Below are 19,706 nucleotides of genomic sequence, written 5' to 3' on the forward strand. Positions count from 1 at the left end.
CTCCGCCCCGCTCCGCCGTCGAACCTGAGATCGTGTGAGGATCAGCGACAAAACCGGCGGCGGCGACGGCCGCATCCCGCCGGTCCACCCCGCAACGTCGCGAGGAGGAAGCCGTGATGACAACCACCAGGACGCGGACCCCGCAGGACCTCGACCGTAACCTCGCCCTCGATCTGGTCCGGGTCACCGAGGCCGCGGCCATGGCCGCCGGTCGCTGGGTCGGCCGGGGCGACAAGGAGGGCGGCGACGGTGCCGCCGTCGACGCCATGCGCAAGCTGATCAACTCGATCCCCATGCGCGGCGTCGTGGTGATCGGCGAGGGCGAGAAGGACAACGCCCCGATGCTCTTCAACGGCGAGGAGGTCGGCGACGGGACGGGTCCCGAGGTGGACGTGGCGGTCGACCCGATCGACGGCACCACGCTGATGAGCAAGGGCATGCCGAACGCCCTCGCGGTGCTCGCGGTGGCCGAGCGGGGCGCGATGTTCGACCCGAGCGCCGTCTTCTACATGGAGAAGCTCGCCGTCGGCCCGATGTACGCCGACGTGGTCGACATCAACGCCGGCGTGGCCGAGAACATCCGCCGGATCGCCAAGGTCAAGGGCACCGACCCCGCCGAGGTGACGGTCTGCGTGCTGGACCGGTCGCGCCACGACGACCTGGTGAAGCAGATCCGGCGGACCGGGGCGGGCATCCGGTTCATCTCCGACGGCGACATCGCCGGCGCCATCGCGGCCGCCCGGGGCGAGTCGGACGTCGACGTGCTCATGGGCATCGGCGGCACCCCGGAGGGCATCACGGCGGCCTGCGCGCTGAAGTGCATGGGCGGCATGATGCAGGCCAAGCTCTGGCCCAAGGACGCGCAGGAGCGGGAGAAGGCGCTGGCCGCCGGGCACGACCTGGACCGGGTGCTCTTCACCGACGACCTGGTCACCGGCGACAACTGCTTCTTCGTGGCCACCGGCGTCACCTCCGGCGACCTGCTGCGCGGCGTGCGCTACCGGGCGGGCGGGGCGTACACCCAGTCGATCGTGATGCGGTCCAAGAGCGGCACGATCCGGGTGATCGACTCCTACCACCGGCTGGAGAAGCTGGCGCTCTACTCGGCGGTCGACTTCGACGGGCGCCCCCTGGCCGAGCAGGAGTGACCGCGACCGGGACGGCGGCGCCCCCGACGCTGTCGACCACGCGGCGAATCGCCGGCACCGGGCTGGCCACCGCCTCGGGGGTCGCGGTGGCCGTCCAGTCCCGGATCAACGGCGAACTCGGCGTACGGCTGGCGGACGGGATCGCCGCCGCGGTGGTCTCGTTCGGCGTGGGCCTGCTGGTGCTGCTCGTGCTGGTCCCCGCCACCCCCGCTGGCCGGCGGGGGCTGGCGGCCCTGCGGGCCGCGCTCCGGGACGGCTCGCTGCGCCCGTGGCAGTGCCTCGGCGGGGTCTGCGGCGCCTTCCTGGTCGCCACGCAGGGGCTGACCATCGGCACCCTCGGCGTGGCGGTGTTCACGGTCGCCGTGGTGGCCGGGCAGACCGGCAGCAGCCTGCTGGTCGACCGGGCCGGCATCGGCCCGACCGGCCGGCAGCCGGTCACCCCGAACCGGCTGGTCGGCGCGGTGCTCACCGTGCTGGCCGTGCTGCTGGCGGTGGGCGACCGGCTCGGCGATCCGGGCGCACTGGCGCTGGCCCTGCTGCCGCTGGCCGCCGGGGTGGGCATCGCCTGGCAGCAGGCGGTGAACGGCCGGGTACGGGGGGCGGCCGGCAGCGCCATGACCGCCACGCTGGTCAACTTCACCGTCGGGACGGTGGCGCTGCTCGCCACCTTCGCGGTGGAGGTCGCCGTCCGGGGCCGCCCGGCCGGGAGTTTCCCGGCCGAGCCGTGGCTCTACGTGGGTGGCCCCATCGGCATCGTGTTCATCGCGCTGGCCGCCGCCATCGTCCGGTTCACCGGCGTGCTCCTGCTCGGCCTGGCCACCATCGCCGGGCAGGTCGTCGGCGCCGTCCTGCTGGACGTGCTGCTGCCCACCGCAGCCTCCCACCCGACGCCGACCACCCTGCTGGGGGCCGGGCTGACCCTGGTCGCGGTGCTGGTCGCCGCCCTCGGACCGCCCCCGCGGCCGGTCATCCGCGCAGCGCCGCCACCGTCTCCTTGACCACCCGGTCCAGCGGCGTCGGCTCGACGCCGAGGGTGGCGGTGGCGGCGGTCGAGTCCAGCACGTACGGCCGGTCGAACTGATAGGCGGTCTCCCGCAGTTCGCGGGCGAACGGGTTGGCCAGCCCGGCGACCCAGAGCATCGGGTACGGCATCCGGATCAGTCGCGGCGCCGGCGCACCGACCAGGGCCGCCGCCCGCCCGGCCAGGTCCCGCATCGACACCGCGGGGGCGCTGGGCACGTGCCAGGCCCGCCCCCAGGCCCGCTCGTCGGTCGCGGCGGCGACGAGGGTACGGGCGACGTCGGGGATGTACGTCCACGTGTGCGGGGCGTCCCAGTCGACCGGCAGGAACACCCGCTGCCCGGCGAGCACCCGGGGCAGCACCATCATGGCCAGCGAGGTGCCGTCCGCGCCGACGTAGTCGGAGCCGCGTACCTCGGTGATCCGGGCCCGGCCGGCGCGGTGCGCGGCCAGCGCGTCGGCCCACATCCGGTTGCGTACCCGCCCCTTGGTGCCGGTCGAGGCGAGCGGGGTCGCCTCGGTCATCGGGGCGTCGACCGGGCCGTACCCGTAGAGGTTGCCGACCGTGGCGAGCACCGCGCCGGTCCGCTCGGCGGCGGTGAGCAGGGCGGCGGCCAGCGGCGGCCAGTCCAGCGGCCACCGGTGGTACGCCGGGTTGGCGCAGTTGTACAGCGCCGCCGCCCCCTCGGTCAGCGCGGTCAGCCGCTCGGCGTCGGCGGCGTCGGCGGCGATCCGCTCGATCGCGGGGTGCGCGGGCCCGGTGCCGCGGCGGGTCACCACCCGTACCCGCTCGCCGCGCTCGGCGAGGAGGCGGGCGGTGGCGGTGCCGACGGGTCCGGCGCCGACGATCACGTGCAGGGCCATGGGGGGCCACCCTTCGAAGCAGGAGTTCGATATGAGAGCACCGCTCTCGCAACAGAGCATGACGGATGCGGACCACTTTCGTCAAGAGCACTGCTCTCGGTTTTGATTGGCGCTCTCATCCGTGGCAGAGTGGAGGCATGGTCGCTCCCTCGCTCCGCGCCCGGGTCCGCGCCGGAATGATCGACGAGATCAAGGCCGTCGCCCGCCGCCACCTGGCCACCGACGGCGCGAACCTCTCGCTCCGCGCGGTCGCCCGGGACATGGGCATGGTCTCCTCGGCGATCTACCGCTACTTCCCCAGCCGCGACGACCTGCTCACCGCGCTGATCCTCGACGCGTACGAGGCGCTCGGCGACGCCGTGGAGGCGGCCGACGCCAGCACCGACCGCGCCGACCTGCGCGGGCGCTGGCACGCCGCCTGCCGGGCCGCCCGGTCCTGGGCGCTCGCCCACCCCGCCGAGTACGCCCTGCTCTACGGCAGCCCCGTCCCCGGCTACGCGGCCCCGGACGACACCGTGGCGCCGGCCCAGCGCCCCCCGGTGACCCTGGTCGGCATCCTCCGCGACGGGGTGGCCGCCGGGCTGCTCGCCCCGTCGGGCGAGGAGCTGCCCGAGCCGCTGCGGTCGGATGTGGCCGAGCTGGCCGCCCTGCTGGCCGTGGACCTGCCGCCCGCCCTGCTGGCGCGAGGCATGGCCGGCTGGACGCAGCTCTTCGGGTTGATCAGCTTCGAGCTGTTCGGCCGGATCAACCGGACGCTGCCGCACCGCGACGAGTACTTCGACCACCAGACCGGGCTGATGGCCGACCTGATCGGCCTGCCCGCCGCCTGATCCCGGCGGCAACGGGTCAGGTGCCGTCGGACGAGTGGCCGGGGAACAGGTGGGCACTCGGGTCGATGACGACGGCCGCGTTGTTGATCGCGGTGGCCGCCTCGCCGAAACCGGTGGCGATCAGCCGGACCTTGCCCGGGTAGTCGGTGATGTCCCCGGCCGCGAAGACCCGGGGCAGGTTGGTGGCCATCGCGCTGTCCACCACGATGTGCCGCCGGTCCAGGTTCAGCCCCCACTCGGCGAGCGGGCCCAGGTCGGCGGTGAACCCGAGCGCGGCGACCACGGTGTCCACCGGCAGCGTCTCCACCGCGCCGCCGCGTACGGTCAGCTCGGCGCCGGTGACCCGGTCCTCCCCGTACAGCCGGCTCACCTCGGCGTTGACCACGATCCGCACCGGCAGCGCGTGCACCCGGTCGACGGTCGAGGCGTGCGCGCGGAACCGGTCCCGCCGGTGCACCAGGGTCACCGAGCGGGCGATCGGGGCCAGCGTCACCGCCCAGTCGAACGCCGAGTCGCCGCCGCCCACGATGAGCACGTCCCGCCCGGTCAGCTCGGTCGGCTGCGGCACGAAGTAGACGATGCCGGCGCCCACGAAGCTGTCGGCCACCGGCAGCGGGCGCGGGCTGAAGCTGCCCAGCCCGCCGGTGACCACCACGGCGCCGCAGAAAAGCTGGTCACCGCCGGCCAGCCCGAGCACCGGCCGCCCGTCCAGGTACGACAGCTTCTCCGCGCGCACCCCCAGCAGGTACTCCGGGCGGAAGGGCGCGGCCTGGGCGACCAGGTTGGCCACCAGCTCGCGCCCCTTGATGGCGGGGAACCCGGCGACGTCGAGGATGAGCTTCTCCGGGTACATGGCGGTGACCTGGCCACCCGGCTCGGGCAGCGCGTCGATCACGGCCACCGAGAGCCCGCGGAACCCGGCGTAGTAGGCGGCGAACAGCCCGGCGGGACCGGCCCCGATCACGGCGACATCGACCTCGCGCATGGCGTACCGTCCCGTCACTTCGCCAGGGATCAACGCGTGCTGATCCCGACGGTAGGCGGGCCGGTGGCCGCGGGCAAGCATGTCCCGCCGGCGGGTGGACGTGCCGTCAGGGCGACGTGACCGGGGGTGACCCGAGCGGGTCCCGCCCCGCGATCTCGGCCCGGCGGCGGCGGAACAGGATCGCCGCGACGACCCCGCCGAGCAGCCCGAACAGGTGCCCCTGCCAGGAGATGCGCTCGTCGGTGGGGAGGATGCCGAGCAGCTGCCAGCCGTAGAGCAGGCCGACCAGGAGCACCACGGCGAAGTTCCACCAGCTCCGCTCGACGATGCCGCGGGTGAGCAGGATGCCGAGATAGCCGAAGATCACTCCACTTGCACCGACCACCACCGAGTTGGGGGAGCCGGTGAACCACACCCCCAGGCCACTGACCAGGATGATCACCAGGGTGGACCAGAGGAACCGGCGGGTGCCGGCGGCCAGCACGAAGGTGCCGAGCAGGATCAGCGGGATGCTGTTGCTGTAGAGGTGGTTCCAGCCGGCGTGCAGGAACGGCGAGAAGAACACGCCGTCCAGCCCCTGGATGCGGTGCGGGATGATGCCGGCCGTGACGTCGAGGTCGGCGTTCAGGCCGACGTCGACGGCTTCGACGAGGAACAGCACCGGCACTATCGCGCACATGGCGACGAAGGCACGGCCGAGGGAGGCGTAGAACGCCTCGGTGCCGAACCGGTGTGGGTCGCCGCCCGTCGGGCCGTCGTGCCAGGTCATTCGTCAAGAGCTATCAGCAATCGGGGCGCACCGCCACCCGGGCGCGCACGACGACGGCGGGGCGTGCGAATCTCCGCACGCCCCGCCGTCGATGTCCGATCAGTACCAGCCGGTGCTCTGCGAGTGCGCCCAGGCGCCGCACGGGTCGTCGTAGCGGCCCTCGATGTAGCCGAGGCCCCACTTGATCTGGGTGGCCGGGTTGGTCTTCCAGTCGTCCGCCACCGAGCCCATCTTGCTGCCCGGCAGGGCCTGCGGGATGCCGTAGGCGCCGGACCCCTCGTTGTAGGCCTTGTGGTTCCAGCCGCTCTCCTTGGTCCAGAGCTTGTCCAGACAGGGGAACTGGTCGATGCCGAAGCCCTCGTCGAGCATGATCGCGCAACCGATCTTGCGGTTGCCGCTGAACTCCTCGCACGAGGACGGGATCGGCCCGTCGTACGGCTTGGCCGCCGCCTTCTCCGCGGCCTCCCGCTCCTTCTTGCGGGACGCGGCCGCCGCCTCGGCCTCCTTGGCCCGCTCGGCGGCCTCCTTGGCCGCCGCGGCGGCCCGGAGCTTCGCCTGGTACTCGGCGGCCCGCTGCTTGGCCGACACCAGGCGGTGGTCGGCCTGGAGGTCGCGCTGGTACGCGTACTCCGTCCGGTCGACCTTGAGGCCGACCTGCGCGGTCAGGCCCTGTTGCTGGGTCTGTCGGTCTTCGCCCAGGTAGAAACCACCGGCAACGCCCACGGAGAGCAGCGCGACAGCGGCCGTACGGGCGCCGAACCGGCTCCACAGCCGACTCACGAAGTGTCCCTTCGTCGGGGGCAAGGACACGGCGCGACGCGTGGCCCTGGAGCGGCCGCGCCGGCGCCGTGAGCGCCCCGACCCTCGCGGTCGCAGCCGACGCACCGGTGCTCGTGGCTCTCCGCCTACCGTGGCGAACGATGCTCAACGATCTTGGTGGTGCTGAGGCGCTCGTTGGACACCATTGCGCACAGTGAGGCCGATGGGAAACCAAGGAGGCCAAATGTGATCTGCGCCACAAGGCGAAGACCCTCAAATCCGGGCAAACTTCCGCCTCAGAGCGGAATGTCCTCCAACAGATCGGTGACCATCGCGGCGATGGGAGAACGCTCCGAACGGCTGAGGGTGACGTGCGCGAAGAGGTGATGACCCTTCAGAGCCTCGATCACCGCGGTCACCCCGTCGTGCCGCCCGACCCGGAGGTTGTCCCGCTGCGCCACGTCGTGGGTGAGCACCACCCGCGAGCCCTGGCCGATCCGGGACAGCACGGTGAGCAGGACGCCGCGCTCCAGCGACTGCGCCTCGTCGACGATCACGAAGGCGTCGTGCAGGCTCCGGCCGCGGATGTGGGTCAGTGGCAGGACCTCCAGCAGGCCCCGCGAGGTGACCTCCTCCAGCACGTTCTCGTGCACCACCGAGCCGAGGGTGTCGAAGACGGCCTGGGCCCAGGGCGACATCTTCTCCGACTCCGAGCCGGGCAGGTAGCCCAGCTCCTGGCCGCCGACCGCGTACAACGGGCGGAACACGACGACCTTCTTGTGCCGGCGGCGCTCCATCACTGCCTCCAGGCCGGCGCAGAGCGCCAGCGCGGACTTGCCGGTGCCGGCCCGGCCACCCAGCGAGACGATCCCGATCGACTCGTCCAGCAGCAGGTCGAGCGCGACCCGCTGCTCGGCCGAGCGGCCGTGCACGCCGAACGCCTCCCGGTCGCCGCGGACCAGCCGGACGGTCTTGTCCGGCAGCACCCGGCCGAGCGCCGAGCCCCGCCCCGAGTGCAGCACCAGCCCGGTGTGGCAGGGCAGGCCGGCGGCGGCGTCGAGGTCGAGGGTCTCCCCCGCGTACAGCTGGCCGATCTCCTCCTCGGCCAGCTCCAGCTCGGCCATCCCGGTCCAGGTGGGGTCGCTGGCCTGACCGTGCCGGTACTCGTCGGCCCGCAGGCCGACCGAGGCGGCCTTCACCCGCAGCGGCATGTCCTTGCTGACCAGGGTGACCTCGCGCCCCTCGGCGGCGAGGTTGAGCGCCACGGAGAGGATCCGGGCGTCGTTCGACTCGTTCCGGAACCCGGGCGGCAGCACCCCGTCGTCGGTGTGGTTCAACTCCACGCGGAGGGTGCCGCCCTGGTCGTTGGCGGGCACCGGCCGGTCCAGCCGGCCGTGCTCCACCCGCAGCTCGTCCAGCATGCGCAGTGACTGCCGGGCGAACCAGCCCAGCTCGGGGTGGTGGCGCTTGCCCTCCAGCTCGGAGATCACCACCAGCGGCAGCACCACCTCGTGCTCGGCGAAGCGGTGGAACGCCGCGGGGTCGGAGAGGAGGACCGAGGTGTCCAGGACGAAGGCCTGGCCGGCTGGTCGGGGCTCCTCGGTGCCGGCGGGCGCGGTGGCCGCGCGGCGCCCGCGGGTGGTCCGGCGGGTGGTGGCGGTCGCGGCCGGGGTCTGGTCGGCACCGGCGGGGGTACGGCGAGTGGTCACAGGCCTGCTCCGCGGATGGGCACCCGGCCACCCGAGTTCCGCCTCTTCCGGTGCCCGGTGGACACGGGGTCGGATGCGGGCCCCGTGCGCGAGGTCGCAGGTCCGGGCTGTCCGGCTGGCCCGGGAAAACCCCGTGCCATGCCTAGACGCTAATCGCCGGAGGCCCGGTCGGCTAGTGGTGCGTGTGGATCACTCACGGCGCGGCGGACCGGCCGGGATGCATGCCCCCTGCGCGCATCCCGGCCGGCGGAGCCGTCGTCACCGGTCTGACGACGGCTCCGACGGTGCGCGTCCGCCGCGGACGGCACACCGTGCTCTGGGGGACCTCAGCCCTGCCGCCGCACCAGGGTCCCGGTCCGCGGCCCACCGCCGGCCGCACCGAACGAGGAGCCGGTGTACGTGGTGCCCTGCCGGGTGGCCAGCCCGCCGAACTGGGCGGTCGCGGTCGCCCGCAGGGCCGGGCCGGACGAGGCCCGGGCGGTGACCGCGGCGGGGACGGCCGTGCCGGCGAACGGCGTGGTGCGCCCGGCCGGGGCGGTCACCACGGCCGGGGCGGGGCCGGCCAGCGCCGAGGTGATCGCGGCCTGGGCGTCGCGGCGGCGCCGGTTCCAGGCGCCCCGGTCGCCGTCGAAGTAGCCCTGCCGGTAGCCGAACCGGTAGCCGATCCGGTAGCTGAGCTGGCCGTGCAGCCGGCCCGCCGCGTAGCAGGTCGAGCCGAGCACGAGGACCAGGACGACGGCCAGAAAGGGGCTCATCGCTCGTCCGCCCCGGGCAGGGGGTCGACGACCAGCAGCCGCTCCAGGTCGGCGGTGCTGACCTCCTCGACCAGTTCGACGCTGATCCGGCAGCCGTCGACGATCACCTCGGCCACCGACGCCCGGCGGATCTCGCCGCCGGCGTCGTAGACCCGGACGCTCAGCTCGGGACAGCCGAGGTGGGTCCGCCAGGCGTCCCACTCGTCGCGGTCGCCGACGCTGAGGGAGAGGTAGCGGCAGCCCCGGGCGAGGTAGAGCCGCCACGGGGCGCTCAGCCCGGCGGTCACCCCCTCCGCGATCAGGCCGAAGGCCTGCGCACGGGTCGCGAGCTCGGTCACGAGACCCCCTCGACACCCGCGGAGTGACGCATGTGAGCACTCGTCGTCTCATGCACGTGACACACCGTAAGTTGTCTCATGAGCGTGACAGTATCAGCTTTTCGTCTGTTTACCGCCGTACTGGCGTCCATCTATTCTGGCCGGGTGACACCCCTCAGGAACAGCGCTGGATCGTTTACCGAGAATCGTGGATCACCGTCACGTGGGCGTGACAGCAGCGTGCCGGGACGCGCCGCGGAGACCGACTGGTCGTACCGTCACGGGGTGACCGAGACCGCCAACGCACGGAAGATCGCCTTCGCCACCTTCGTCCGCCGCGCGCTGGAGGACGCACGCGCCATGCGGGCCTGGAGCGGCACCGAGGTCTCCCGGCGTACCGGCGTCTCCCGCCAGACCATCAACCGGTGGGTACGCGGCGACTGAGCCAGCGACCCGGAGGCCGAGCGGGTGGTGGCCTTCTGCGAGGGGCTCGGGCTGAACCCGGCGGCCGCGTTCGCCGCCCTCGGCTGGGACCGCGCGGCCACCCCCCGCGCCACCCCCACGCCGCCGCCGATGGACCCGGACGTCGAGGCGCTGCTGCGCCGGCTGGTCGACCCGAACGTCTCCGACGCGGAGAAGTTCCACATCCGGGAAACCATTCGCTACCTCGCTTACCGCCCGACACTCCCGGCCGATTCCGGAAAACGAGGCAGACAGGCCGGATAGACGACACTCCAGTTAGTTCCGCAAATGGCGAAAGAACGGCCGGACAGATCCTATCGATCCCCACCGGGCCCGGATCGGACGCGCTAGCGTCCCTGTTTGTACTGCTCGGGGCTCGTCGTCGGCGGGGGGACGGGACACAGCCGAACTCAGCCCTGCGGGACAGAAGGAGGGGTCTGTCCATGACCCTGAAATGGTTGGCAGTCGTGGTCGCGGTGGTGTCGGTGACATCGTGCGTGACCGGCAACGTGGTGGTCGGCGTAGTGGACGGCGGGCAGCTTCCCCTGGTCGTCAACCTCTTCGCCCTCATCACGGCCGGCACCGCGGTGGTTCTCGCCGTCGTCGCCGAGCTGCACGACCGGCTCAACGACCGGGTCAGCGCGCTCACCGAGTTCCTGGTGGCGCGGCTCAACGAGATCGAGGCGCACACCGGCGACCGGAACACCGGCTTCGTGGAGGGCTACCTGCTGAGCCACGGGCAGGAAGCGGCCGTGGTGCCGTTCGGGCGCCGGGGACGGGGAGCCGCCGAACGCTGACCTTCCGCGTCGTTCCGACGTCACATCTCGGCCACGAATACGCCCCCGTGACCGGGGTACGCTGTCGCGCGTGCCGCCGTTGAATCTGGGCAACCAGCAGCCGAACACCCCGTTGGACGCCGACCACGCGTGGCGTGCCACCGCCGCCCGCGCGGGCGACATGGTGCTCTTCTTCGACTTCGACGGCACCCTCGCGCCGGTCGACGACGACCCGACCGCGGTCCAGCCCGCGCCGAAGGTGCTCGCCGCCCTGGAGGCGCTCGCCCCGCGGGTACGCCGGATCGCCATCGTCTCCGCCCGCCCGGTGGAGTTCCTCCGCGACCACCTCGGCGGCCTCGCCGGCATCGACCTCTACGGCCTCTACGGCCTGGAGCACAGCCACTCCGGCGGCGAGACCGTCACCGAGCCGGCCGCCCTGCCCTGGGTGCCCACCATGGCCGAGCTGGCCGAGCAGGCCCGCGCCGAGTTGCCGCCCGGCGCCCTCGTGGAGTTCAAGCGGCTCTCCGTGGCGCTGCACTGGCGCACCGCGCCGCAGCTCGGCGACCTCGTGCAGGAGTGGGGCCGGGCCCGGGCCGAGCGGCTGGGCCTGCGCTGCCAGGCCGGGCGCATGGTGCTGGAGCTGAAGCCCCCGGTCGACCGGGACAAGGGCATGGTCATCGGCGAGGCGGTCCGCGACGCCGGCGGCGCCTGGTACTTCGGCGACGACGTCTCCGACATCAAGGCGTTCGCGGCGCTGCGCGCCCGGGCCGCCACCGACCCGCAGTTCCTCGGCGTCTGCGTCGCGGTGGCGAACCCGGAGACCGGCCACGAGGTGGCCGACGCCGCCGACCTGACCCTGGACTCCCCCGCCGCCCTCGGCGACTTCCTCACCGAGGCACTGCCCCACCTGACCTGAGCGCCCCCGCGGGGGCGGGGTCACGCGCCGAAGCGGCGTTGGCGGGTGGCGTAGGAGCGTAGGGCGCGGAGGAAGTCGACCCGGCGGAAGTCGGGCCAGTTGAGTTCGCAGAAGTAGAACTCCGAGTGCGCGCTCTGCCAGAGCATGAAGCCCGAGAGGCGCTGCTCCCCGCTGGTCCGGATGATCAGATCCGGGTCGGGCAGGCCCTTGGTGTAGAGGTGCTCGGAGATGTGGTCGACGTCGATCGAGTTGGCCAGCTCCTCGACGGTGCCGCCGGTGGCGGCGTGCTCCAGCAGCAGCGAGCGGACCGCGTCGGCGATCTCGCGCCGGCCGCCGTAGCCGACGGCGATGTTGACCTGCGCCCCGCCATCGCGCTGCCGGGTGCGCTCCTCGGCCGCCTTGAGCGCGGCGGCGTGGTGCGCGGGCAGCACGTCGAGGGCGCCGACCATCCGCAGCCGCCAGGGGTTGCCCTCCTCGGCCAGCTCGGTGGTGAGGTCCTCGATGATCTGGAGCAGCGGGTCCAGCTCGGCGGCCGGCCGGGAGAGGTTGTCGGTGGAGAGCAGCCAGAGCGTGACGTGCCCGACACCGGCGGCGTCGCACCAGCGCAGCAGCTCCTTGATCCGCTCGGCGCCCATCCGGTGGCCGTCGTTCGGGTCCACGAAGCCCATCTCCCGGGCCCATCTGCGGTTGCCGTCGCACATCACGCCGACGTGCCGGGGCACCGGCTTGCCCGCGAGCTTCGCCGTGAGCCGGCGCTCGTACACGGAGTAGAGAAGTTTCCGCAGAGTCATCACCTTGCAGGGTAGCGACCCGCGCGGAAGATCAGTGTCTCGGTGGCGTATCGCCGGATGCGAGGCCGATGCCGATCATGCCCAGGGTGCGGGCGTCGAGACGTCCGTCACCCAGTCCCAGCTCCACCACGGTCCGGTAGACCCGCTCGTCACGGCGGGCGGCGCGCACCGCCGCGTCCACCACCCACCGGCGCCGGGCCAGCCAGGCCGCCACCGAACTGTGCCGCAGGTGGGTGCCGAGCCGGCGGCGCAGCGCGTGGGCGTACCGGCTGGCCGCCCGGTCCGGGGCGCCGGCCGCGGCCGCGCCGGCCAGGGCCCCGGAGCGCAGCGCGTAGAAGATGCCCTCGCCGGTGAACGGATTGATCAGCGAGAGCGCGTCGCCGGCCAGCACCACCCGGCCCCGCCCCGGCGCCGGCCGGTGGGTGGAGAGCGGCAGGTGGTGGGCGCGCAGGTCGGTCACCGCCGCCGGGTCGGTGCCGGGGTGCAGGGCGGCCAGCCGGTCCAGCAGGTGCGCGCGGGTCAGCGGCTCGCCGCGCAGCACCTCCCCGTACCCGACGTTCGCCCGGCCGTCACCGATCGGGAAGGACCAGGCGTACGCCGGCCAGCGCGGCGACGAGGTGACGATGAGCTGCTCGGGCGGGCCGGGGAGCGCCGGGGCGTAGCCCCGGATGGCGAGGGCGAGGTGCCGGTCCGGGTTCACCGGGTGGCCGAGCGTCCGGCGCAGCACGGAGCCGGCCCCGTCCGCCCCGACCACCGCCCGCGCGGCCAGTTCCCCGTCGAGCACCACCCGGTCGTCGCACACCTCCACCGTGCGTACGGTGTGCCGGCGCAGCTCCGCACCGGCCGCCGTCGCCGCCGCCACCAGCCGCGCGTCGAACACCCGCCGGGGCACCGTGTACGCGGGCCGGGGCAGCGCCCGGGCCACCGTGCCGCCACCGGGGCCGACCAGGCGCAGCGCGGGCAGCGGGGCGTACCCGTCGACCGCCCCGCGCACCCCCAGCTCGGCGAGGACGTCCAGGGCGTGCGCGGCGATGCCGTCCCCGCACGCCTTGTCCCGGGGGAAGTCGTACCGGTCGAGCAGCAGCACCCGCCCCGCCCCCGCACGCCGCGCCGCCAGGGCGGCCGCCGCCCCCGCCGGCCCTCCCCCGACAACGATCACGTCCCAGAACTCCCCCACCCCGCCATCCTCCCCGCAGTGCCCCGCCCTCCCGGCACGCCGCGCCCGCCCACCCCCGTCGATCATGAAGTTGGCGGCGCCAAGGAGATCGATATCGCCGCCACCCCCATGATCACCAGTGCGCGGCCGCAGCCCGCGGTCCCTGGCCCGACCCGTCGGGTTGATCAAGAGGTTTGCGTCAGGGAACGGCCGGATTGTGACGCGAACTTCTTGATCAACGGGGCGAGGGCGGTGGGGTGGGTGGGGTGGTGGGGGTGGTGCGGTGGAGGGAGTACAGGGTCAACAGGGCGGCTGTCAGGAGGGGGGTGCCGTCGCGGATGAGGCCGTCCAGGCCGAGGAGCCACCAGCAGAGGGGGAGGTCTATGGCGAGGGTGCCCAGGGTGATGACGACCAGCAGCTTGCGGGCCCAGGGGCGGTCGCGCATCAGGAAGGCGGTGCAGAACAGCACCGCGTAGCTGACCGCGATGCCGGCGGCGAACCAGAACAGCACGGCCGGCACGGCGCTGATCCGCCCGTCCAGGATGGATCCGGTCGCGATCAGGGCCGGGACCAGCATCAGCGGGCTGTAGGTGAAGGCGGCGACCCGGGCGGTGAGCAGCCAGCCGGTGACCGGCGGGCGCTTCGGCACGACCTCCCGCCAGGAGATCACCCCGCCCTCGACGACCAGGCCCTTGCGGTGCCGGACCAGGTGCCCGCCGACCGCGTCGGAGCGGTAGAGCAGCGCCACCACCGCGACGCAGAGCGCGGTGAGCACCCCGAAACCGAGCAGGCCGGGCAGCGGTGGCACCCCCGCCCGGGGTACGACCAGCCGCCCGATCGCGAAGACCGTGGTCACCGCGAGGATCAGCCCGAACGGCTTCGCCACCGCCCGGCCGCGCTTGACGTGCCCGATCAGCACGAGGAAACCCAGCGACCGCAGCATCGCCCAGCCGGTGCGGACGGCGAGGCCGAACTCCTGCTCCGGGGCGTACCAGTAGTTGAGCAGCTCGACCACGACGGTGGCCGCCGCCGTCACGGCGAGCAGGGTGGTCAGGACCCGGACGGCGGACGGCCGCCGGACCTCGACAGGTTCGGCGGCCGTCCTCATGGCATCCGGTGTTGCCCGGTGCGGGCTTCCGTCACACCTCTACTTCTGCGGCTCCGCGTCGAGCCGGGCGCGCAGCGCGTCCAGCTCGGCCCAGAGGACGCCGGGGAGCTTGTCGCCGAACTTCTCGAACCACTCGGTGACCAGCGGCAGCTCGTTGCGCCACTCCTCCGGGTCGACCTTGAGCGCGATCCGGACGTCCTCCGGGGTCATGTCCAGGCCCTCGACGTCCAGCGCGTCCTGGGCGGGGACCATGCCGATCGGGGTCTCGACCGCCTCGGCCCGACCCTCCAGGCGCTCAATGACCCACTTGAGCACCCGGGAGTTCTCGCCGAAGCCCGGCCAGAGGAAGTTGCCCTCGGCGTCCTTGCGGAACCAGTTGACGTAGTAGATCTTCGGCAGCTTGGCCTCGTCGCCGTCGGCGCCCTTGCCCATCTCGATCCAGTGCCGGAAGTAGTCGCCGGCGTGGTAGCCGATGAACGGCAGCATGGCCATCGGGTCGCGGCGGACCACACCGACCGCGCCGGACGCGGCGGCCGTGGTCTCCGAGGAGAGCGTGGCACCCATGTAGACGCCGTGCACCCAGTCGCGGGCTTCGGTGACCAGCGGGATGGTGTCCCGGCGACGGCCGCCGAAGAGGATCGCGTCGATCGGCACGCCGTTCGGGTCGTAGTAGTCGTCGGCCAGGATCGGGCACTGGGTGATCGGGGTGCAGAACCGGCTGTTCGCGTGCGAGGAGAGGCTGTCGCTCTCCGGCGTCCAGTCGTTGCCCTTCCAGTCGATCAGGTGCGCCGGCGGCTCACCCATGCCCTCCCACCAGATGTCGCCGTCGTCGGTGAGCGCCACGTTGGTGAAGATGGAGTTGCCGCGGTCCAGCGTCCGCATGGCGTTGGCGTTGGTCTTCCAGTCGGTGCCGGGCGCCACGCCGAAGAGGCCGTACTCCGGGTTGACCGCGTAGAGGCGGCCGTCCGGGCCGAACCGCATCCAGGCGATGTCGTCACCGATCGTCTCGACCTTCCAGCCCGGGATGGTCGGCTCCAGCATGGCCAGGTTGGTCTTGCCGCAGGCGGACGGGAAGGCGCCCGCGATGTGGTAGACCTTGCCCTCCGGCGAGGTGATCTTGAGGATCAGCATGTGCTCGGCGAGCCAGCCCTCGTCGCGACCCATCACGCTGGCGATCCGGAGCGAGTAGCACTTCTTGCCGAGCAGCGAGTTGCCGCCGTAGCCGGAGCCGTAGGACCAGATCTCCCGGGTCTCCGGGAAGTGCGAGATGTACTTGGTCTCGTTGCACGGCCAGGCCACGTCCTGCTGGCCCGGCTCCAGCGGGGCGCCGATCGAGTGCAGCGCGTGCACGAAGTCGGCGTCGTCCCCCATCGCCTCCAGGACCTTCGCGCCCATCCGGGTCATGATGCGCATCGAGGCGACCACGTACGGGCTGTCGGTGATCTCGACGCCGAACATGGGGCTCTCGGCCTCGACCGGACCCATGCAGAACGGGATGACGTACATGGTGCGCCCGCGCATGGACCCGCGGTACAGCTCGGTCATCGTCCGCTTCATCTCGGCCGGCGCCATCCAGTTGTTGGTGGGGCCCGCGTCCGCCTCGTCGGCGGAGCAGATGAAGGTGCGCTCCTCGACCCGGGCGACGTCCGTCGGGTCCGTCCGCGCGTAGAACGAGTTGGGCTTCTTCTCGGGATTCAGCCGGATCAGGGTGCCGTTCTCGACGAGCTCGTCGGTGAGGCGGCGCCACTCCTCATCGGACCCGTCCACCCAGACCACGCGGTCGGGGGTGGTCAGTTCCGCGACCTCACGAACCCAGGCGAGCAGTTTGGGGTGGGACGTCGGGGCCTGATCGATACCCCGAACAGTAGCCGGAGCAACCATGTCACATCTCCTTGTGGTCGACGCTGACCGATGTATGGGATGCACGAGTTCTGGCGAGCCGGTGCGCCGCCTTCGTGGAAACCTGGGATTGGCCTCAGCGTAAACCGGGCTGCCTCCCCAGTCAGTGGGACTGGTTGTGAAGAACTGCACAAGGTAGGGCCACGCTGCGGCATCGCGATCTCTTACCCGCTTTCGCGCGCAGTTTCACGCAAATCTTGCGATGAACCTCCGACGGCCCGGGACTTCGCCAACCCGGCGGAGGCGTCGGATGCGGGGAAGCTGACCCTCATGTCACGAACGACGATTCCGTGATCCGGTCCACAATTTCGTACTCCCGGTCACGCTCCGCTCACGGATATCGGAAACGGACGGCGGCACCGGAAGGGGTCCGGCGCGCGTACCCGGCGCCGGCCGGCCACGCGCGCGTGGCGCGCCGGGACGGCGGACCGCCGACTCGCCGTAGCGGCCGGTCCCGGAAGCGCGCACCCGGTACTCTCGGCGGGTGGCCGCGACGATGACCGGGGACCAACCGGGGGCTCCGCAGACCCGTCGAGGTCTGATCGGCGCCCTCATCGACCGCTTCGGTCACCTCGTGCGCGAGATGAGCAAGTTCGCCACCGTCGGCGGCTTCGCCTTCCTCGTCGACTTCGCCCTCTTCAACTACCTGGCGAGCGTGCGGCACATGCCGCCGGTGGCGGCCAAGACCATCTCCACCGTCATCGCGGCCACCCTGGCGTTCCTGGGCAACCGGTTCTGGACCTGGCGGCACCGCCAGCGCTCCCACCCCGCGCGGGAGTACGCGCTGTTCTTCTTCTTCAACGGGGTGGGCCTCGGCATCGCGGTGGCCTGTCTCGCGATCAGCCGCTACGGGCTCGGCGCCATCTGGCCCGAGGTGTTCCAGACCCCGCTGGCCGACAACATCGCCAGCTTCATCGTCGGCACCGGCCTGGGGACACTGTTCCGGTTCTGGTCGTACCGACGGTTCGTTTTCGTCGAGGCGGGAACTCCCCCCGTTCCGGCGACGAGCCGCGACCGAGAGTCCGGGGCGTGACCCACCGCCCATCCCGTCCTGCCGGGCCCAGCCGGCCCTGCCCACTGCCCTAAGGTGTTCCGCATGCCTCTTGTCCGTCTGCTGCCCGAGCGCTGGCAGAAGTTCATCCACGAGGCGCTCAAATTCGGCATCGTCGGCGGCATCAACACCGTCATCAATTACGCGGTGTTCAATGCGCTGGCACTCACGGTTTTCCGCGACGGCCAGCTCAAGGCGACCGTCATCGCGACCATCGTCGCGACGATCACGTCGTATCTGATGAATCGGCACTGGACGTACCGGGACCGGCCGAAGTCGGCGCTTCGCCGCGAATATGTCCTGTTCTTCCTCTTCAACGGCGCCGGCCTGATCATCGAACTCGGCGTCCTGGCGCTGGCCAAGTACGGCCTCGGCGTGAACAGCCTGCTCGCGTTGAACGTGGCGAAGACCGGCGGCGTGCTGCTGGCCACCCTGTTCCGCTTCTGGTCCTACCGGACGTTCGTGTTCCAGCCGGTGCCGAAGCACTCCGCGGAGACCTGGAACGCCATCCCGCGCGACGAGTGGGACAACGTGGCCGAGATGGACCCGGTGGCCGAGCTGGCGGAGTCGGTCAGCGAGTTGGAGGAGACCGAGCCGCCGCTCGGCGAGCGGCGCGCGGGCGACTACGCCCCCCAGCAGGGCCGCCCCGCACCCGCGGACGCCGGCCTGGGCCGCACGCTCGGCGCCGACCTCGACGCCGAACTGGCCGCCGAACTCCAGCCCACGCCGCGCCGCGCCCCGCGCCGCTGACCCGGCCCGGCCCTCCGGCGGCCGCCCAGCGGACGCCGGAGGACCCGACGGTCAGGCCGAGTCAGGCCGACGGGTCGCGGAGCGGCTTCCCCTCGGCCATGTCGGCCAGGATCTCGCGCATCTCGCCGTCGCCCAGGCTGTGCTTGTCGTGGTGGGCCTCGACCAGTTCGTAGAGCTTGGTCTGGACCTTGTCCACGTGCGGCACGTCGCTGAGCACCGACTGGCCGCGCTCACCGGCGGACTCGATGGTCAACGTGCCGCAGCCGAGCATCCGCTCCACGAACTTCTGGTGCATGGCGTGGTCGTTGATCCGGGTCAGCGGCAGGTCGCGCCGGTTGCGGGAGAACACGCCCTCCTGGAGCAGCACCCGCTCGTTGGTGAAGAGGTAGTGGGTGGTGCGCCAGACCAGGAACGGCCACAGGCCCAGCCAGAACACCAGCACCAGGCCGAGCGCGGCGATCACGTAGAGCGCGATCGTGCCCCCGTCGCCCTCGGGCAGCAGGACCCAGCCGGCGACCACCGCCGCGACGGCGAGCACCAGCACCAGGATCGGCCGGATCAGGGCCTTCCAGTGCGGGTGCAGATGCAGCACGACGTGCTCGTCTTCGGTGAGCACGTCTTCGGGGAACGCCACGGGAACCTCCTCGCAGAACAGGACGCGCTGACCGTAACCGGTCGGCGCTCGTGCGGGGATCAGCCGCGCGGCGGGTGTTGGGAGGGGTCCCCTCCCGCAGCGGAGGCGCTGACCGGGGCCCTTCCGTTCACCGCAGGTGGAGCACGTCCCCGGCGGCGAGGCGCAGCTCGCCCTCGGGGCCGTCGACCAGCAGTTGACCGTCGGGGTCCACGCCGGTGGCGGTGCCGCGTACCTCCCGGCCGTCCGGGAGCAGCACGCGGACCTGCCGGCCGACCGTGGCGCAGCCGGCCAGGTAGGCGTCCCGCAGGCCGCTTTCGACCGCGTCCCCGCCGGCGTCACGCCAGCGCTCGTACCAGTCGGCGAGCGCGCGGAGCAGGGCCCGGAGCAACGGGTCCCGGTCGGTGGCGGTGGCCCCGGCGAGCTGGAGCGAGGTGGCCGGCAGCCCGGTCGGGTTCTCCGGCAGCTCGTCGGCGCGCAGGGTCACGTTGAGGCCGATGCCGACCACGATCGCCGGGGGCCGGTCCGGCGCCGGGCCGGGCACCGCCTCGGCCAGCACGCCCGCGCACTTCGCGCCGTCCAGCAGCAGGTCGTTCGGCCACTTGAGCCGGGCGTCCAGCTCGGCCAGCCGGGCCACCGCCTCGACCAGCGCGACCCCGGCCAGCAGCGGCATCCAGCCGTACCCCGAGGGTGGCACGGGCGCCCAGCCGCGCTCCGCGACGGCCTCGCCCGGCCGGAGCAGGACGCTGGTCGCGATGCCGGCCCGCGGCGGCGACTGCCAGACGCGGCCGCGCCGGCCCCGGCCGGCGGTCTGCCGCTCGGCGACCACCACCAGACCCTCCGGCTCGCCGCCGCGCGCGGCCTCGACCACATCGGCGTTGGTCGAGCCGGTCTCGGTGAGCAGTTCCAGCCGGCGCCAGGGCCCGTGCGGCGCGACCAGCGCGCGGCGCAGCCGGGCCGCGGACAGCGGCGGGCGGTCCAGATCGGTGTACGGCGAGCCGGGCATCCCG

At 72.6% G+C, this 19,706-nt stretch carries 20 protein-coding genes and 1 pseudogene; 8 read left to right on the plus strand and 13 right to left on the minus strand.

The window, feature by feature from the left end; translation table 11 throughout:
- Positions 1–116 precede the first annotated feature (116 nt).
- Positions 117–1,148 (plus strand): class II fructose-bisphosphatase, encoded by a 1,032-nt coding sequence (gene glpX, locus IEY96_RS01005; protein WP_189192910.1) that lies wholly within the window; start codon positions 117–119, stop codon positions 1,146–1,148.
- Positions 1,145–2,146 (plus strand): DMT family transporter, encoded by a 1,002-nt coding sequence (locus IEY96_RS01010; RefSeq protein ID WP_189192911.1) that lies wholly within the window; start codon positions 1,145–1,147, stop codon positions 2,144–2,146. The genes glpX and IEY96_RS01010 overlap by 4 nt, the downstream gene beginning before the upstream one ends.
- On the opposite strand, the gene IEY96_RS01015 is transcribed toward IEY96_RS01010, so the two are convergent.
- A complete protein-coding gene (locus IEY96_RS01015; protein ID WP_189192912.1) occupies positions 2,115–3,032 on the minus strand; it encodes an NAD-dependent epimerase/dehydratase family protein in 918 nt (305 codons plus the stop codon). The genes IEY96_RS01010 and IEY96_RS01015 overlap by 32 nt on opposite strands.
- 137 nt (positions 3,033–3,169) lie before the next feature.
- Between IEY96_RS01015 and IEY96_RS01020 the strand changes: the two genes are divergently transcribed.
- The gene (locus tag IEY96_RS01020) at positions 3,170–3,862 is read left to right on the plus strand and encodes a TetR/AcrR family transcriptional regulator (RefSeq protein WP_189192913.1); all 693 of its coding nucleotides are present in this window, start codon (positions 3,170–3,172) and stop codon (positions 3,860–3,862) included.
- 16 nt (positions 3,863–3,878) lie between these two features.
- Here IEY96_RS01020 and IEY96_RS01025 read toward each other — a convergent pair whose 3' ends face one another.
- From IEY96_RS01025 to IEY96_RS01050, 6 genes are all read right to left on the minus strand, one after another.
- Entirely contained in the window at positions 3,879–4,847 is a 969-nt protein-coding gene (locus IEY96_RS01025) for an NAD(P)/FAD-dependent oxidoreductase (protein WP_189192914.1), read from the minus strand.
- Between the two features lie 106 nt (positions 4,848–4,953).
- A complete protein-coding gene (locus IEY96_RS01030) occupies positions 4,954–5,616 on the minus strand; it encodes a rhomboid family intramembrane serine protease (RefSeq protein ID WP_189192915.1) in 663 nt (220 codons plus the stop codon).
- 99 nt (positions 5,617–5,715) lie between these two features.
- A complete protein-coding gene (locus tag IEY96_RS01035; RefSeq protein WP_189192916.1) occupies positions 5,716–6,396 on the minus strand; it encodes an aggregation-promoting factor C-terminal-like domain-containing protein in 681 nt (226 codons plus the stop codon).
- 275 nt (positions 6,397–6,671) lie between these two features.
- Positions 6,672–8,084 carry an RNA 5'-3' helicase PhoH2 gene (gene phoH2 / locus IEY96_RS01040; protein WP_189192917.1) on the minus strand — a complete coding sequence of 471 codons (1,413 nt, stop codon included), beginning with the start codon at positions 8,082–8,084 and terminating at the stop codon, positions 6,672–6,674.
- A 326-nt stretch (positions 8,085–8,410) separates the two neighbouring features.
- A complete protein-coding gene (locus tag IEY96_RS01045) occupies positions 8,411–8,839 on the minus strand; it encodes a hypothetical protein (protein ID WP_189192918.1) in 429 nt (142 codons plus the stop codon).
- Positions 8,836–9,177 carry a hypothetical protein gene (locus IEY96_RS01050; RefSeq protein ID WP_107078638.1) on the minus strand — a complete coding sequence of 114 codons (342 nt, stop codon included), beginning with the start codon at positions 9,175–9,177 and terminating at the stop codon, positions 8,836–8,838. Before IEY96_RS01050 ends, IEY96_RS01045 begins: the two co-directional genes overlap by 4 nt.
- 264 nt (positions 9,178–9,441) lie before the next feature.
- On the opposite strand from IEY96_RS01050, the pseudogene IEY96_RS01055 reads away from it, so the two are divergent.
- The 3 genes and pseudogenes from IEY96_RS01055 (at position 9,442) to otsB (ending at position 11,310) form a co-directional block, all read left to right on the plus strand.
- A pseudogene (locus IEY96_RS01055) lies at positions 9,442–9,882 on the plus strand (helix-turn-helix domain-containing protein).
- A gap of 179 nt (positions 9,883–10,061) precedes the next feature.
- Complete coding sequence (locus tag IEY96_RS01060; RefSeq protein WP_154229973.1) at positions 10,062–10,415, plus strand: hypothetical protein; 354 nt, start codon at positions 10,062–10,064, stop codon at positions 10,413–10,415.
- Positions 10,416–10,485: 70 nt separating this feature from the next.
- Complete coding sequence (otsB, locus tag IEY96_RS01065; protein WP_189192919.1) at positions 10,486–11,310, plus strand: trehalose-phosphatase; 825 nt, start codon at positions 10,486–10,488, stop codon at positions 11,308–11,310.
- A 20-nt stretch (positions 11,311–11,330) separates the two neighbouring features.
- Here the strand turns inward: otsB and IEY96_RS01070 are convergent, their stop codons facing one another.
- The 4 genes from IEY96_RS01070 to IEY96_RS01085 form a co-directional block, all read right to left on the minus strand.
- Complete coding sequence (locus IEY96_RS01070) at positions 11,331–12,101, minus strand: isoprenyl transferase (RefSeq protein WP_148426397.1); 771 nt, start codon at positions 12,099–12,101, stop codon at positions 11,331–11,333.
- Positions 12,102–12,132: 31 nt separating this feature from the next.
- Positions 12,133–13,278: a geranylgeranyl reductase family protein gene (locus IEY96_RS01075; protein ID WP_373293492.1), complete on the minus strand. Its 1,146-nt coding sequence runs from the start codon at positions 13,276–13,278 to the stop codon at positions 12,133–12,135.
- A 214-nt stretch (positions 13,279–13,492) separates the two neighbouring features.
- Positions 13,493–14,365, minus strand: coding sequence for a hypothetical protein (locus IEY96_RS01080; RefSeq protein ID WP_189192921.1), 873 nt, complete (start codon positions 14,363–14,365; stop codon positions 13,493–13,495).
- Positions 14,366–14,404: 39 nt separating this feature from the next.
- A complete protein-coding gene (locus IEY96_RS01085; RefSeq protein WP_189192922.1) occupies positions 14,405–16,246 on the minus strand; it encodes a phosphoenolpyruvate carboxykinase (GTP) in 1,842 nt (613 codons plus the stop codon).
- A 514-nt stretch (positions 16,247–16,760) separates the two neighbouring features.
- Here IEY96_RS01085 and IEY96_RS01090 point away from each other — a divergent pair.
- Both IEY96_RS01090 and IEY96_RS01095 read left to right on the plus strand, forming a co-directional pair.
- The gene (locus IEY96_RS01090) at positions 16,761–17,297 is read left to right on the plus strand and encodes a GtrA family protein (protein ID WP_107078648.1); all 537 of its coding nucleotides are present in this window, start codon (positions 16,761–16,763) and stop codon (positions 17,295–17,297) included.
- 63 nt (positions 17,298–17,360) lie between these two features.
- Positions 17,361–18,065, plus strand: coding sequence for a GtrA family protein (locus tag IEY96_RS01095; protein ID WP_189192923.1), 705 nt, complete (start codon positions 17,361–17,363; stop codon positions 18,063–18,065).
- Between the two features lie 61 nt (positions 18,066–18,126).
- Here IEY96_RS01095 and IEY96_RS01100 read toward each other — a convergent pair whose 3' ends face one another.
- Together IEY96_RS01100 and IEY96_RS01105 are read right to left on the minus strand one after the other, a co-directional pair.
- Positions 18,127–18,699 carry a PH domain-containing protein gene (locus IEY96_RS01100; RefSeq protein WP_189192924.1) on the minus strand — a complete coding sequence of 191 codons (573 nt, stop codon included), beginning with the start codon at positions 18,697–18,699 and terminating at the stop codon, positions 18,127–18,129.
- Positions 18,700–18,826: 127 nt separating this feature from the next.
- The gene (locus tag IEY96_RS01105) at positions 18,827–19,702 is read right to left on the minus strand and encodes a biotin--[acetyl-CoA-carboxylase] ligase (RefSeq protein ID WP_189192925.1); all 876 of its coding nucleotides are present in this window, start codon (positions 19,700–19,702) and stop codon (positions 18,827–18,829) included.
- Between the last annotated feature and the right edge of the window lie 4 nt (positions 19,703–19,706).

This window comes from Micromonospora fulviviridis, from assembly GCF_014648395.1.
Taxonomy (GTDB): Bacteria; Actinomycetota; Actinomycetes; order Mycobacteriales; family Micromonosporaceae; genus Micromonospora; species Micromonospora fulviviridis.

Excerpts from the sequence above, each read along its gene's own strand:
- glpX (WP_189192910.1), top strand. The coding sequence starts at position 117 with ATGACAACCACCAGGACGCGGACCCCGCAGGACCTCGACCGTAACCTC.
- IEY96_RS01015 (WP_189192912.1), bottom strand. The coding sequence starts at position 3,032 with ATGGCCCTGCACGTGATCGTCGGCGCCGGACCCGTCGGCACCGCCACC.
- IEY96_RS01020 (WP_189192913.1), top strand. The coding sequence starts at position 3,170 with ATGGTCGCTCCCTCGCTCCGCGCCCGGGTCCGCGCCGGAATGATCGAC.
- IEY96_RS01025 (WP_189192914.1), bottom strand. The coding sequence starts at position 4,847 with ATGCGCGAGGTCGATGTCGCCGTGATCGGGGCCGGTCCCGCCGGGCTG.
- IEY96_RS01030 (WP_189192915.1), bottom strand. The coding sequence starts at position 5,616 with ATGACCTGGCACGACGGCCCGACGGGCGGCGACCCACACCGGTTCGGC.
- IEY96_RS01045 (WP_189192918.1), bottom strand. The coding sequence starts at position 8,839 with ATGAGCCCCTTTCTGGCCGTCGTCCTGGTCCTCGTGCTCGGCTCGACC.
- IEY96_RS01060 (WP_154229973.1), top strand. The coding sequence starts at position 10,062 with ATGACCCTGAAATGGTTGGCAGTCGTGGTCGCGGTGGTGTCGGTGACA.
- IEY96_RS01070 (WP_148426397.1), bottom strand. The coding sequence starts at position 12,101 with ATGACTCTGCGGAAACTTCTCTACTCCGTGTACGAGCGCCGGCTCACG.
- IEY96_RS01080 (WP_189192921.1), bottom strand. The coding sequence starts at position 14,365 with ATGAGGACGGCCGCCGAACCTGTCGAGGTCCGGCGGCCGTCCGCCGTC.
- IEY96_RS01085 (WP_189192922.1), bottom strand. The coding sequence starts at position 16,246 with ATGGTTGCTCCGGCTACTGTTCGGGGTATCGATCAGGCCCCGACGTCC.
- IEY96_RS01090 (WP_107078648.1), top strand. The coding sequence starts at position 16,761 with ATGACCGGGGACCAACCGGGGGCTCCGCAGACCCGTCGAGGTCTGATC.
- IEY96_RS01095 (WP_189192923.1), top strand. The coding sequence starts at position 17,361 with ATGCCTCTTGTCCGTCTGCTGCCCGAGCGCTGGCAGAAGTTCATCCAC.
- IEY96_RS01105 (WP_189192925.1), bottom strand. The coding sequence starts at position 19,702 with ATGCCCGGCTCGCCGTACACCGATCTGGACCGCCCGCCGCTGTCCGCG.